Raw genomic sequence first — 13,607 nt, 5'->3', positions numbered from 1 at the left:
CTCGCCGGTCCGAGCAGACAGAAAGCCGCACTCAGGATGGCGTCAGAGAATATCCAGCGGATAAGTCACGATCACCCGGTGCTCGTCGCTGTCACGCTGAGTGGTGACTTGCGTACGCAGAGAGGCATGACGCAACTGAATGCCTAGCTTTTTCAACGGCCCCGATTGCACTACGTAACCCAGCGTCAGGTTACGTTCCCACTCCTTGCGATCCCCGTCCGGGGTGCGGATGTTCGAGCCGCTTTCGTACATGCCCAGAAATGTCAGCCCCGGAATGCCAACCTGAGCGAAGTCATAGCCGTAACGAACCTGCCAGGTGCTTTCACCGGCACGCTGGAATTTGCCGATCATCGACTCGGTCATGAAGTAAGCACTGGAGCCATCGCCCTGATTAAGCCAGACCGCGTCGCTGTCGCCGCTGACTTGCTGGAAACCGGCAGACAAGCTGTGACCGGCAATCATATAAGTGAACAGCGCACTGGAAAGCCGACTGTCAACTTTGCCTTTGGTTATGCCATCGCCGTAATAGCCGAGGGTGTAAAACGCCGGGTCATTGCCGTTGGCGCCATCAGAGCTGTTGTCGAAGTAACGCAGGTCCGAACGCACTACACCCGGCCCCACCGGCATGTCGTACTTCAATCCCAGAAAATGCTGTTTGTAGAAGTCTTTCAAGTTGCCGTAGTAATACTGAACGGTCAGGTCCTTGGTCGGTTTGTAGTCCACACCACCGTAATAGAACTTGTTGACGAACTCGCCGCTGACCGCATTATTCGCGCCGGGGATCGACATGCCCATCTGGTCACTCGACCCGCGTCCTTTTACATGTTCCAGCTGGCCGAGAGTAAAGGTAAAGTTATCCAGGTCTCTGGATTGGACCTGGCCTCCATTAAAAGTCTGCTGCAGCATGCGGTCAGTGGAAATCACCACCGGCAACATCGGCACCAGTGTGCCGTAGCGGAATTCGGTTTTGGAAACCAGTGCCTTGGCTGTCAGGCCGATGCTGCCAAACTCATCCACTGCCCGGCCATCGCTGTCGGTAGGAAACACGTTACCGTTAAACGCCGTGCTGGTCGGGTTATAGTGACGACCTTTGCCCGAGTCCAGACGGATACCGAGCATGCCCAGCGCGTCTACCCCAAAACCTACGGTGCCCGGCGTGTAGCCGGAACGAAAATCGAAAATGAAACCCTGGCCCCACTCCTGTGTGTAATTAGGGTCTGCTGTACCACTGCGGTTGTCCGCGTTACTGAAGAAGTTACGCGCCAGTACACTGGCTTTGCTGTCTTCGACAAAACCGGCACTGAATGCCTGTTGGGCCATGACCATTCCACAAATGCCGGCCACCACGCGGGGTGAGCGATAAATAAGCTCCATCGAGATATCCTTAGCTGTAGGTAAGTGTTGTAAGCAGTCAGGAGTGGGCAGTTAATTTTTTATTATTCAGGAGCAGTAGATTCAGAAGAGACAGGTTTAACAGCTGCTAACAACTTGACTGGCGCCAGACGAACAAGAACCAGTAGTGCGACAACACCCAGTCCGGCACACATCAACAAACCAACACCTACCGAGCGCGCCAAGGCGTCACGCGCCAGTTCCAGTAATTGATGATTGTCGCTAACGGAAGCCGAGGTTGAATCAAGTAAAACCTGCGGGTCGATATAACGAACCAGTTCCCCTTCATGGCCCGCCGCCAGAAACACTCGATTCAAATGGCTCACGTACAGCAAGTTAACCAGCACGCCCATTGCGGCCGTGCCGAGCAACCCGCCGACCAGACGCAGCGACTGTGTCAATGCGGTAGCAATACCGAGAAACTGCCGCTCAGCAAGGGTCTGGGTGAACACGGTCAGGTTGAGCAAGATGAACCCCAAACCGACACCGGCCAGCAGAATCAACATCAACAAGGTGTTGAACGACGCTTGCCTACCCGCCAGCGACAACCCGATACAGGCCAATAGCAGCGCGACGAACCCCGCCAGCGGCAGCAGATTGGGGTTACGCAACCGGGTCACGATACGGCTGTTGACGATTGCGCCGAGAGTGATGCTCAACGCCAGCGGCGTGATCAACAAACCAGCTTCCTTGGGTGAATAACCGTAACTGCCCTGCAGCAGCAACGGCAGGTAAAACAGCAAGGTGAACATGATTGCCCCCGCCAACATTGAAAGCAGGAACAAAATTCGCAGGCTTGGAACAGCAAACATCGCTGGGGGCAGTAACGCGGATTTGCAGCGTCGCTCCCAGTACCAAAGTACCGCGACTGATACCAGACAGATCAGCCCCAGGGTCGCGCTTAGCGCTGTACTGGAATGCCCCATCCATTCAGCCCCCAATTGCAGGCTGCCCAAGGCCAGGGCGATCAATAAGGCGCCAAACCAGTCCAGACGAATACCGGTGACCTGCACCGGCCGGTAATACGGCAAATACCGCCAGGCAAAAAACAGTGCCAGACACCCCAAGGGCAAGTTCAGATAGAACACCGAACGCCAACCATACGCCTCGGTCAGAAAACCACCCAGGCCAGGGCCAATTGCATTGACCACGCTGAACAGTGCACTGAGCATCATCTGCCAGCGCAGCCGCAGCCGGGTATCCGGGAACAGCTCAGGAATGCAGGCGAAGGCAGTGCCAATCAACATGCCGCCGCCAACACCCTGCAGCGCACGACCAATCACCAGCACCAGCATGTCGTTGGCCAGAGCACAGACCAGCGAGGCCAGAGTGAAGACGATGGTCGCGGCGATCACGAACGGCTTGCGACCGTAGTAATCGCCCAGCCTGCCGAACACCGGAATGGTGACAATCGAGGTCAATAGATAACCCGTGGCGACCCAAGCGTAGAGCTCAAACCCTTGTAGCTCGGCGACGATGCTAGGCAATGCGTTGCCGATCACCGTCTGGTCCAGCGCCGAGAGCATCAGCACCAATGAAATCCCGAGCATCGCCAATAAGGCTTGCCGGAAGCTCAGTGCACTCACTGGGGTCGTCATGCTCGCGCCTCAGCCCAATGCCGCAACGGCAGCGGCGATTCTTGAACAGCCCTGCTCCAGGGTTTCCACTGCAGTGGCGATAGACATGCGGAAGAACGGCGCGAGACCGTAAGCCGTTCCCGCCACGACTGCCACGCCCTGACTTTCCAGCAGATACATCACTACGTCGCTGTCGGTTTCCAGATTCTTGCCATCCGGCCTGGTTTTGCCGAGCAACGCGCCGCAGTTCACATACAAGTAAAAAGCGCCATTGGGTTTCAGGCAGCTAAGACCGTCGATGGCATTGATCAATTCCAGACAGCGATCGCGACGTTGCTGGTAAACCACCACGCTCTCTTTTACGAAAGACTGATCACCGTTCAGAGCAGCCACGGCCGCCGCCTGACTGACAGAGCTCGCGTTGCTGGTCGACTGTGACTGCAAGGTCGCCATTGCATTGATCAGGTCGGCGGGACCCGCCGCGTATCCAATGCGCCAGCCGGTCATGGCGTACGTCTTGGAGACACCATTGATCACCAGCACCCGATCACGCAGCGCCGGTTCAACGGTCAGGATGTGAGCATTTGGCGCATCGTCGAAACGAATGTGTTCGTAGATGTCGTCCGTCATCACCAACACATCGGGAAACTCAAGCAACACGTCGGCCAACGCCCGTAGCTCTTCAGCGCTGTAGCTGGCCCCGGTCGGGTTGCTTGGCGAGTTGATCAGCAGCCAGCGGGTACGCTCGGTAATCGCGGCACGTAATTGCTCTGCGGTGAGCTTGAAGCCGTTTTCTTCCGGACATGCGAGCGTCACCGGCTCGCCTTCGCAGGCCAACACCATGTCCGGGTAAGACACCCAGTACGGCGCAGGAATCAGCACTTCATCCCCTGCCCCAAGAGTCGCGGCAAACGCATTGAAGATCGCACTTTTGGCACCGCTGGTGACAACCACTTGCGACGCCGAGTAATCGAGGCTGTTTTCACGGGCCAGTTTGGCGGCAATGGCCTGACGCAACTCAAGGGTGCCCGCGTTCAGGGTGTAGCGGGTATCGCCATTTTCGATGGCAGCGCTGGCAGCTTCGCGAATGTGCTTTGGCGTATCGAAGTCGGGCTCGCCGACGACCAGATTAATGATCGATTTGCCCTGGCGACGCAGTTCATTGGCACGGTCGGCAGCGGCGCTGCTTGGCGAAGGTTTGATGCGTTGCACGCGGGCGGCGATGCGGGAGGCGTTCAAGGTGGTGATCCTCGGAGGTGACATTCGAGGCTCTACGTTACGAGGCCGCATCCTTGAGCGGATAAGACAGTTTCGTTCTGGGTTAATAGGAAGTGCTTATGACCGGGCATGGATCAGCTATGCACCAAAATGGAACGACTTAGTCTTTACTGTGCTTTGCGCAGGCAAAATTGCGCGTAACGCGCGTGGTCATAGCAAAGGCTTATAGGTTAGGGGTGGACCTTTGGGGATGCGGATCTACACAACGTCTTTATTTGTGTACATATCCGTTGTTTTGGTTACGGCTGATATTGGTTCCGCCCTTACGGCGGGTCACTTTTGGCAAACGCCCGGAAGCCGGCCCAGCCAAAAGTAACCAAAAAGTCTGTGCCCCACCACTCGGCACCTCGCTGTCGCTCGGTGTACCCGAACGCAGATCCTGAACCGTGGGCCGCCGCAATGGGCCATCCATGGCCCGGTGCGGCTAACCCGGCATCCTTGCCGGGTTGCCCACGGCTCAGAATCTGCGTTCGGCCAGCGTGGTTTGACGGGGCGCCTCACATCAAAATCAAAAGCGCGGCGGGCTGACAGCCGACCTGATTTGCGAATTTTCCGGGCTTCTGTAGGAGCTGCCGAAGGCTGCGATGCGGTGAGTCAGGCGAAGAATGGGTTGGCTGTCGGGACATCTCGCGAACAAGTTCGCTCCTACCGGTCCGAGGCGATACCACCGTTCTCGCTCTGCTTTTGATCTGCTTTTGATTTTGATCTTAAGCGCCCCGTTAAACCACGCCGGCCGGAATTCGATATTGCTGTGTGGGGGCTCTTGTTAAATGAAGGGGCGGCAGGGATGCCGGTTTAGCCGCCTCAGGCCATGGATGGCCGGTGGCGGCGGCCCCACGGAGCAATGTCGGATTACGGGTACACCGAGCACCAGCGAGGTGCCAAGTGGTGGGGCAAGAGCGCTTTGGTTACTTTCGTCTGGGCCGGCTTCCGGATTTTCGAAAGTGACGCGCCGTAAGGGCGCAACCAATACCAGCCGTTACCCCAATAACGGATATGTGTACAAATAAAGAAGTTATGCAGATACCTATGCCTTCGAGGCCCGTCGCATTCGATGGCCTGGCTTTTGCTAACACCCAACAGATGTCAGCCCACCATGAGCCCTCCTTTTGAACCTCCGTCGCCTGAAGTACTTCGTGAAAATCGTCGACATCGGCAGCCTGACCCAGGCCGCCGACGTCCTGCATATCGCCCAGCCAGCCCTCAGCCAACAGCTCGCCACGCTGGAAGCTGAACTGCATCAGCAACTGCTGATTCGCACCAAGCGCGGCGTGACGCCGACGGAAGCGGGCAAGGTCTTGTACGGCCATGCGCAACACATCCTGCGCCAGTGCGAACAAGCGATCAGCGACGTCAACGACACCGGCCACGCCCTGTCCGGGCAAGTGTCGGTAGGTCTTGCGCCCGGCACCGCTGCGTCGACGCTGTCGCTGCCGTTGCTGCGTCGGGTTCGCGAGCGTTATCCAGGGATTTTGCTGTACCTGAACGAAAACTTTGGCACCACCCTTAGCGAGCTGATCATGAATGGCCGCATGGACATGGCCGTGCTGTATGGCGGTCGCGAAATACACGGCCTGAGCTTCGTGCCGCTGCTGCGCGAGAACCTGTATCTGGTCAGCGCTGAAGAGCATCTGGATGGACGTGACGAAATTGCCCTGACTGAGCTCGCACCTATGGAGATGCTCCTGCCACGCCCTTACAACATCATGCGCAAACTGGTGGACGAAGCCTTCGTAAGCATCGGCCAGGCCGCCAATGTCGTCGCCGAAGTGGAATCGTCGGCGACCCTGACCTCGGCGGTAGCTGAACGCTTTGGTTCGACCATCCTTCCCGAATCAGCCGCCAAAGTGCTGGTCGCCGCCACTGGGGCGCGCATGCTGCACATCGTCGAGCCGGATATTCAGGCGCCGCTGGCGTTGTGTCTGTCGGGCCATTTGCCTTTGTCGGTTCCTGCTCAAGCGGTCAAGGCGATTCTTCTGGAGCTGGTCGCAGAGATGCGTGCCCAAACCGTTTCAGCGTCATAAGCGTGCCTTATTACCCCACAGTCAAACCGTCTTGGCGGTCCCGCGCAGCCCTCGTTAGATTGAACTTCATTCAATACGGCAAGCTGCAAAGGTAAAGGCAAGGGTATGGATCAAGAACGCATCAAGGCACTGATCGAGTTGCTGGCCGAGTCCGACCTGATCGAGCTGAGCCTCACGGAAGGCGACAGCACGCTGCGCCTGTTCAAGGATGCCGCGATTGGCACCGTGCAGAGTACGCCTGCAAAAGTTCTGACGGCCAAGGCGCCTGAAGCAGCGCCGAAAAGCTCCATCAAGGCGGCCGGTCCAGTCGCAAGCAACAACGAGGTCAAGGCAAGCCTGTATGGCGTGTTGCACCTGACCCCGGCGGCAGGCGAAGCGCCTTTTGTGAACGTCGGCGACCGCGTCGATGCAGGACAAACCCTGGCGATCCTGGAGGCGATGAAGATGTTCCACCCGCTCAAAGCTCCACACGCCGGAGTCGTTGAAGCGATCCTGGCAAGCGGTGGTACTGAGGTCGAATCCGGCCAAGCGTTGTTCCGTCTAGGTTGATTCCGACTCGAACTCTTTAGGTATCCCCAATGTTCAATAAAGTGCTGATCGCCAACCGTGGCGAAATTGCCCTGCGTATTCAGCGCGCCTGTCGGGGCCTGGGTCTGAAAACCGTGGTGGTGTATTCCGAGGCTGACCGCCACGCGCAATATGTCACTCAGGCAGACGAAGCCTTATGCATTGGCCCCGCTGCGCCGACTCACAGCTACCTGAATCAGGCCGCCCTTCTCTTTGCCGCACAGGTCAGCGGCGCTGAGGCGATACATCCCGGCTACGGCTTCCTTTCAGAGAACGCTGACTTTGCAGAACGCATCGAAGCAGCGGGTCTGACATTCATCGGCCCCAGCGCAGAGTGCATCCGCACTATGGGTGACAAGGTCGCCGCCAAACGGGCGATGCGCGAAGCCGGTGTGCCCTGTGTTCCTGGGCCGGACTCAAGCATGTCCAGCGACCCACAAGCGATCCTCGCCGTGGCGCGTGAAATTGGTTATCCAGTGATCGTCAAAGCTGCTGGCGGCGGCGGTGGCCGTGGCATGCGCGTGGTCCAGCAGGAGGCAGATCTGCTCGACGCCATCGCTCTGACCCGGGAAGAAGCCCGTCTGGCTTTCGGTAATCCCGAGCTGTATATCGAAAAGTTTCTTGGCCACCCACGCCACGTTGAAATCCAGGTACTGTGCGATGCCTTCGGCAATGCCGTTTGGCTGGGCAGCCGCGACTGCTCGTTGCAGCGTCGCCATCAGAAAGTCCTTGAAGAAGCTCCCGCTCCGGGTATCGATCCACAGCTGATCGCGCATGTGGGCGAACGCTGTGTGAAGGCCTGTCAGCAGATCGGTTATCGCGGCGTGGGCACGTTTGAGTTTCTCTACGAAGACGGGCAGTTCTTCTTCATCGAGATGAATACCCGCTTGCAGGTCGAGCACCCGGTCACCGAAATGACCACCGGCATCGACATCGTTCAGCAGCAGATACGCATGGCCCGTGGTGAACGTCTGGCATTGAGTCAGACGGATATCGTCACCCACGGCCACTCGCTGGAGTGCCGGATCAATGCCGAGGACCCGCTCACTTTCATGCCGACACCGGGGCAGATCACCCGCTGGGAAGTGCCCGGTGGTTTTGGTGTGCGAGTCGACTCCCACGTCACCACAGGCTATCGCGTGCCGCCCTATTACGACTCGATGGTCGCCAAGGTCATCAGCCACGGCGCAACCCGGGAAGAAGCCGTGGCGCGTATGCGCCTGGCGCTTAGCGAGCTGTATGTCGAAGGCATTTCCACCAACATCCCCTTGCACCGGGAAATCCTCGACGACGCTGCGTTCTGCACCGGCGGTGTCGATATTCATCACCTTGAGCACTGGTTGAAGCAACGGAGCCCGCAATGAGCATCGCTCTCCCGGACACGAGTCCGACCATCAGCTTGTTGGGCACTACTGCCCTGCTTTTCGAAGCGCCCGGCAGCCTTGATCTGGCTCCGCAACAACGGATCTGGGCCATGGCCCGAGTGACGGCGCAATGGCCGGAAATCCGTGAATCGGTGCCGGGCATGAACAACCTGATGCTGACTTTCAATGTCCCGCCGCGCCACCTGAGCGCGTTGACCGAGCGGCTGCTGCAAGCCTGGGAAGCCAGCGAGCCGCTGCCGCTTGAGGGCCGGATTATCGAATTGCCGGTGGTGTATGGCGGCGAGTTCGGTCCGCACATGGCCGACGTGATCGCCCATACCGGGCTGGATATTGAAACCATTGCGCACCTGCACAGTGAACCGCTGTACCCGGTGTATGCCTTGGGCAGCCATCCGGGTTATTGCTATCTGGGCGGCATGGATCCGCGCATTGCCACGCCGCGCCGCAAAGTGCCGGTGCTGAGCATCGGTGCCGGAGCCGTGTCCATCGGCGGCGTACAGACCGGTGTTTCCGCGTCTGCCGGGCCAAGCGGATGGAACACCATTGGCCGCACCGAAATGGTGTTCTTCGACCCTGAGCAATCCCCTCCGGCGCTGCTGCAGCCGGGCGATCTTTTGCGTTTTCGCATCGAGAGGATTATTCGATGATCGAGATTTTATCCGCCACCGCGCTGGCCACCGTCCAGGACCTGGGCCGCATTGGCAGCCTTGGCTATGGCGTAGGTACTTCTGGCGCGATGGACACTCTGGCGGTGGCGACCGGCAATATTCTGCTGGGCAATGCCGAAGACGCAGCCGCCATCGAGATTCCGGTATTCCCCTTCGAAGTGCGCCTGCTTGAAGACTGCGCATTTGCCGTAACGGGTGCAGCCTGCCCTTCAAGTCTGGATGGTGTTGGCTTTGCGCCGAACTGGGTAATGCAGGGTTTGAAAGGTCAGACGCTGACAATCAATCAGCCAGTTGCCGGCTGCCGTGCTTACCTTTGCCTGGCGGGTGGCGTAGACGTACCGATGGTGCTGGGTTCGCGCAGCACTCAACTGCGGGGCGAGTTCGGCGGCTTTCAGGGTCGAGCCTTGCAGCAAGGTGATCAGCTGGCTGCCGCGGCGCCGGGACTGCTCCCCCGTTCTGTGGATTTTGGATTACTGAGCCCGACTCACGCGCTGCACCTGAGCGTCGATGGTTTACCCGCCATGCGCGTGCTACCTGCTGCGGAATATCAGGCATTCAAGGCTGACTCACGTGCCTCGTTCTGGAGCGATGACTGGAAGATCACCTCACAGAGCAACCGTTACGGTTTCCGCCTTGAAGGCACACCGATCCTGCCCGAGCAGGCCATGGAAGTTCGCTCCCACGGCATCGTGCCCGGTGTGATTCAGGTGCCTCACGGCGGCCAGCCGATCATTCAGATGCGCGATGCCCAGCCCAGCGGCGGTTACCCGAAATTCGGCACTGTGATTGAGGCTGATCTATGGCGTCTGGGTCAGGCGGCCATTGGCAGCCGGATTCGGTTCATCGAATGCAGTTATGACCAGGCGCTGGATGCTCTTGAGCAAAATCAGGCTTATCTGGCTGAAGTGCGACGCCTTGTGGCCCTGCAGAATCTGGCCCGGCGCTGAGGAGCGAAGCATGAATATTGAACAGATTCGCCAATTGGTCGCGGACCTGAAAGCTGCCGGTTTGTCCGGCGCAGAAATCGAAAAACCGGGTTTCAAACTGAGTTTGAAGCGCGGCGTTGCGGGCCAGCCTGTGGCTATAGCAGAGACATCCGAGGTCGAACCTGAGCAGGGCGAACTTCAGATCAAGGCAACTGCTGTAGGCCGCTGGCTGAATGCGCATCCTGACGACGGCATCGTGCTCGCGCCGGTGGGCGGTGACATTCAGGCGGGTCAACGGATCGCATTTCTGGCCGTCGGCAACCTGCTTCTGCCCGTGTACAGCGCGCATAGCGGCCAGGTTTCCAGCGTCCTGTTAGCCAGTGGCACGACGGTTAGTTACGGCCAGCCGTTGATCAGCCTTTCACCTTACGACGCCAAAGCGGTGCAACCATGAAGATTGATTTGAATGCCGACATGGGCGAAGGCTTCGGTGCCTGGCGCATGGGCGAAGACGAAGCGCTGATGGAGATCATTTCCTCGGCCAACGTCGCCTGTGGTTTCCATGCCGGTGACCCGTTGATCATGAACAACACAGCATTGATGGCCAAAGCCAAAGGCATCGATCTGGGGGCTCACGTCGGCTTTCCCGACCTGGTGGGTTTTGGCCGCCGGCAGATGAATATCGAGATCAAAGAGCTGTGCACGTATGTGACGTATCAGTTGGGTTCGCTGGCCGCTATCGCCCAGGTCGCCGGGCATCACATGACGCACATGAGCTTTCATGGCGCGCTGGGCAACATGGTCGCTGCCGATGCCGAAATGGCCGCGCACCTCATTCGCACAGTCGCAGCATTTGATCCCGAAATAATCATCAGTTCGTCCACCAGCCGCGCTATTGAAACGGCTGCCAGCCAGTGCAATCTGCGGGTTGCCACGACCTTTCTCGCCGACCGCGCCTATGACGACGAATGCCTGCTGGTACCGCGCAAGATTGCCAATTCAGTGATCAAGGAACCCGCCGCGGTGTTGCAGCGGGTTCGCCAGTTACTGGAAGACGGCACCGTGACCAGCATCAGCGGCAAGCTGATCAGGGTCAGCGCATGCTCGATATTGCTCCACGGCGACACTCCAGGTGCCGTCGAACTGGCGCGTACCGTGCGCACTGAAATCGAATCGGCGGGTGGGCAGATCGTGCCTGTCAGCCGGTTGATGGATTAGCCCGCCAAGCATTGAATGAACCTGTAGGAGCTGCCGAAGGCTGCGATGCGGTACTCCTGGAGGTCCGCAATTCGCAGCCTTCGGCAGCTCATACAGGTCCATCGTTTTGCGAGAGCCCTATGTCATAAGAGACGCTTATAGCCTCACAGCCATTCCGTCTTGGTCGGCAGGGTTGGGGCTGGATAGAGTCGATACATCAGCAACACAACCGTATTGAACGTTCGCTGGACAGACCGGCGAGCCAATGGATTCAGAGGTACACGCAATGCCATTTTCCGATTACAAAACCGCGCTGGTTACCGGCGCTTCTTCCGGGATCGGTGCAGCCGTGGTTGAGCGCCTGTGCCAGGAAGGCATTGAAGTTCATGCCATTGCCCGCAGCGCCGACAAGCTCGCTGAACTGGCGGCACGCACCGGCTGCATCGCCCACGCCATTGACGTGACCGACCTGCCAGCCCTTACCACGCTCTTCGAACAACACAGCTTCGACATTCTGGTCAATAACGCAGGGGTTGATCGTCCGGGCTCGATTCTCGCGGCAGACGCCGAAGGCATCGACTTCCTGATCGACGTCAACCTGCGTGCCGTGCTGCATCTGGCGCGTCTGGCGCTGCCCGGCATGGTCGAACGCGACAGCGGCCACATCATCAACATCAGCTCCATCGCAGCGGCCTACAACTTCGGCGGCAACTCCACTTATCACGCGACCAAAGCAGCGGTCAGCATGCTTTCGCGCCAATTGCGCATCGATGCATTCGGCAAGCGTGTACGCGTCACCGAAATCTGTCCGGGCCGGGTCGCCACTGACATCTTTGCCCATGTGCATGGCGACTCCGAAGAAACCTACAAACGCTTCGTCGAAGGCTTCGAATTGCCGGTGGCTGCCGACATCGCCAATGCCATCGCCTTCGCGATCGCAGCGCCGGTTGCAGTGAACATCGGCCATATGGAAATCACCCCGACGCTGCAAGTGCCCGGCGGCCTGTCCACGGCCCGCCCGCAAGACTATCAAGGTTGAGTCCAGCCCAAGCGACCAGAACGGACTGATCCGTCAATGCGCTCTTTGGCCAGGCCAGTGCCTGGCACTTTTTCTGCCCCTACCAATGGCGATAGGGATTGACCATGAATGACTTCGATCTGGCCCCGATCCTCACAGGCGAGTACGCCGAGCTGATCGTCAAGGGCATCGAAATGACGTTGCAACTGGCGCTGTTCGCCTGGTGCCTGGCCATGCTGCTCGCACTGCTTCTGGTGACGGTGCGCCTCACGGGCAACAAGTACGCCAATGGTCTGGTGGCGGCGTATGTTTCCTACCATCGCAACGTGCCGACGCTGGTGCAATTGATGCTCTGGTATTTCGGTATTCCAACACTGCTGTCGACCTCCACTCAGGTCTGGCTGGCGGGCTTCAACACCGAGTATCTGTTTTCGGTCATCGCGCTGGGGCTGTGTCAGGCCGCCTACTTCAGCGAAGACATTCGCAGCGGCCTGCGCGCCATTCCAGCCGGACAAACCGAAGCGTCACGGGCGCTGGGCATGGGCTACGTGCGCTCAATGCGCTACGTGATTCTGCCGCAAGGGGTACGCAACTGCCTGCCATCGCTGATCAACCACACCGTACTGCTGTTCAAGAACACCAGTCTGGCCATGGCCATTGGCGTAATGGAGCTGACCTACGCCACTCGCGAAGTCGAGAACTACACGTTCCGCACCTTTGAATCCTTTCTGGTCGCCTCGGTGGTGTACCTGGCCTTTTCGCTGCTGCTGATGGGTCTTGGCGCCCTGCTGGCCAAGCGATTCAACAAAGCCCTGGCGAGGTAAGCGAGCATGTCCGATATCTTCACGATCCTTCAGCAGAACTGGACGCTGTTCCTTATAGGCCAATACCCGCACGGGCCGCTGGGTGGTCTGGCAGCGACGCTGATTCTCGCGATTCTGGCGCTGATCTTCGCCTTCCCGCTCGGCCTGCTGCTGGCGCTGGCGAGAATTTCTCCCTGGGGCCCGCTGCGCTGGTTTTCTACCGTCTGGGTTTACGTATTGCGTGGCATCCCGTTGCTGATGGTGATCTTCTGGACCTACTTTCTGGTGCCGCTCCTGATCGGCCACAACATCACCGGCTTCACCACCATGCTGTGCACGTTGGTGATTTACCAGAGTGCTTACTTGTGCGAAATCATTCGCGGCAGCATTCAGGCATTGCCGGGCGGCCAGTACGAAGCGTCCCGCGCACTGGGCATGGGCTACATGCGCACCACAATCTGGGTGATTCTGCCTCAGGCCCTTTATAACGCCCTGCCCAGCCTGCTCAGCCAGTTCATTTCGATCATCAAGGAAACCTCGCTGGGTTACGTGATCAACGTTCAGGAAATCACCTTCGCAGCCAATCAGGTCAACAACCAGTTGCTGACCAAGCCGTTCCAGGTGTTCTTCATCCTTGCCGTCATCTACTACCTGTTGTGTTTCGCTCTGACTCATCTGGCTGACTGGCTGGAGCGGCGTATTGCCCGCAAACGTCAGGGCACCGTAACTGCTGCCGCCGTCGACAGCCCTTTGCTGACCCCCATTAATTGAA

The 13,607-nt window shown here is 58.6% G+C and carries 13 protein-coding genes; 10 read left to right on the top strand and 3 right to left on the bottom strand.

Features of this window, described 5'->3' with window-relative positions; genetic code table 11:
- Positions 1–42: 42 nt before the first annotated feature.
- The 3 genes from ABRP31_RS10915 to ABRP31_RS10905 form a co-directional block, all read right to left on the bottom strand.
- Positions 43–1,374, bottom strand: a complete 1,332-nt coding sequence (locus ABRP31_RS10915) for an OprD family porin (RefSeq protein WP_349972319.1) — start codon at positions 1,372–1,374, stop codon at positions 43–45.
- Positions 1,375–1,436: 62 nt separating this feature from the next.
- Positions 1,437–2,990 (bottom strand): MFS transporter, encoded by a 1,554-nt coding sequence (locus ABRP31_RS10910; RefSeq protein WP_349972318.1) that lies wholly within the window; start codon positions 2,988–2,990, stop codon positions 1,437–1,439.
- A 9-nt stretch (positions 2,991–2,999) separates the two neighbouring features.
- Positions 3,000–4,208: an aspartate transaminase gene (locus tag ABRP31_RS10905; RefSeq protein ID WP_349972317.1), complete on the bottom strand. Its 1,209-nt coding sequence runs from the start codon at positions 4,206–4,208 to the stop codon at positions 3,000–3,002.
- Positions 4,209–5,356: 1,148 nt separating this feature from the next.
- On the opposite strand from ABRP31_RS10905, the gene nac reads away from it, so the two are divergent.
- The 10 genes from nac to ABRP31_RS10855 all read left to right on the top strand — a co-directional run bounded on the left by nac (position 5,357) and on the right by ABRP31_RS10855 (position 13,606).
- The gene (gene nac / locus ABRP31_RS10900; protein WP_349972316.1) at positions 5,357–6,271 is read left to right on the top strand and encodes a nitrogen assimilation transcriptional regulator NAC; all 915 of its coding nucleotides are present in this window, start codon (positions 5,357–5,359) and stop codon (positions 6,269–6,271) included.
- Between the two features lie 105 nt (positions 6,272–6,376).
- On the top strand, positions 6,377–6,820 hold the full coding sequence (locus tag ABRP31_RS10895; protein WP_349972315.1) for an acetyl-CoA carboxylase biotin carboxyl carrier protein subunit: 444 nt from the start codon (positions 6,377–6,379) through the stop codon (positions 6,818–6,820).
- Positions 6,821–6,849: 29 nt separating this feature from the next.
- On the top strand, positions 6,850–8,202 hold the full coding sequence (gene accC / locus ABRP31_RS10890) for an acetyl-CoA carboxylase biotin carboxylase subunit (RefSeq protein ID WP_349972314.1): 1,353 nt from the start codon (positions 6,850–6,852) through the stop codon (positions 8,200–8,202).
- Positions 8,199–8,870, top strand: coding sequence for a 5-oxoprolinase subunit PxpB (gene pxpB / locus ABRP31_RS10885; RefSeq protein WP_349972313.1), 672 nt, complete (start codon positions 8,199–8,201; stop codon positions 8,868–8,870). Before accC ends, pxpB begins: the two co-directional genes overlap by 4 nt.
- On the top strand, positions 8,867–9,838 hold the full coding sequence (locus tag ABRP31_RS10880; protein ID WP_349972312.1) for a biotin-dependent carboxyltransferase family protein: 972 nt from the start codon (positions 8,867–8,869) through the stop codon (positions 9,836–9,838). Before pxpB ends, ABRP31_RS10880 begins: the two co-directional genes overlap by 4 nt.
- 10 nt (positions 9,839–9,848) lie before the next feature.
- The gene (locus tag ABRP31_RS10875) at positions 9,849–10,271 is read left to right on the top strand and encodes a biotin/lipoyl-containing protein (RefSeq protein WP_349972311.1); all 423 of its coding nucleotides are present in this window, start codon (positions 9,849–9,851) and stop codon (positions 10,269–10,271) included.
- Complete coding sequence (locus tag ABRP31_RS10870; protein WP_349972310.1) at positions 10,268–11,035, top strand: 5-oxoprolinase subunit PxpA; 768 nt, start codon at positions 10,268–10,270, stop codon at positions 11,033–11,035. The genes ABRP31_RS10875 and ABRP31_RS10870 overlap by 4 nt, the downstream gene beginning before the upstream one ends.
- 265 nt (positions 11,036–11,300) lie before the next feature.
- Positions 11,301–12,053, top strand: coding sequence for an SDR family oxidoreductase (locus tag ABRP31_RS10865; protein ID WP_349972309.1), 753 nt, complete (start codon positions 11,301–11,303; stop codon positions 12,051–12,053).
- 104 nt (positions 12,054–12,157) lie between these two features.
- Complete coding sequence (locus ABRP31_RS10860) at positions 12,158–12,856, top strand: amino acid ABC transporter permease (RefSeq protein ID WP_349972308.1); 699 nt, start codon at positions 12,158–12,160, stop codon at positions 12,854–12,856.
- A 6-nt stretch (positions 12,857–12,862) separates the two neighbouring features.
- Positions 12,863–13,606: an amino acid ABC transporter permease gene (locus tag ABRP31_RS10855; protein WP_349972307.1), complete on the top strand. Its 744-nt coding sequence runs from the start codon at positions 12,863–12,865 to the stop codon at positions 13,604–13,606.
- Position 13,607: the final 1 nt, after the last annotated feature.

The sequence above is a fragment of the Pseudomonas caspiana genome, assembly GCF_040224095.2.
Taxonomy (GTDB): Bacteria; Pseudomonadota; Gammaproteobacteria; order Pseudomonadales; family Pseudomonadaceae; genus Aquipseudomonas; species Aquipseudomonas caspiana.
Note: the sequence above shows the minus strand (reverse complement) of the source record. Positions and strands in the feature narration are given on the sequence as shown.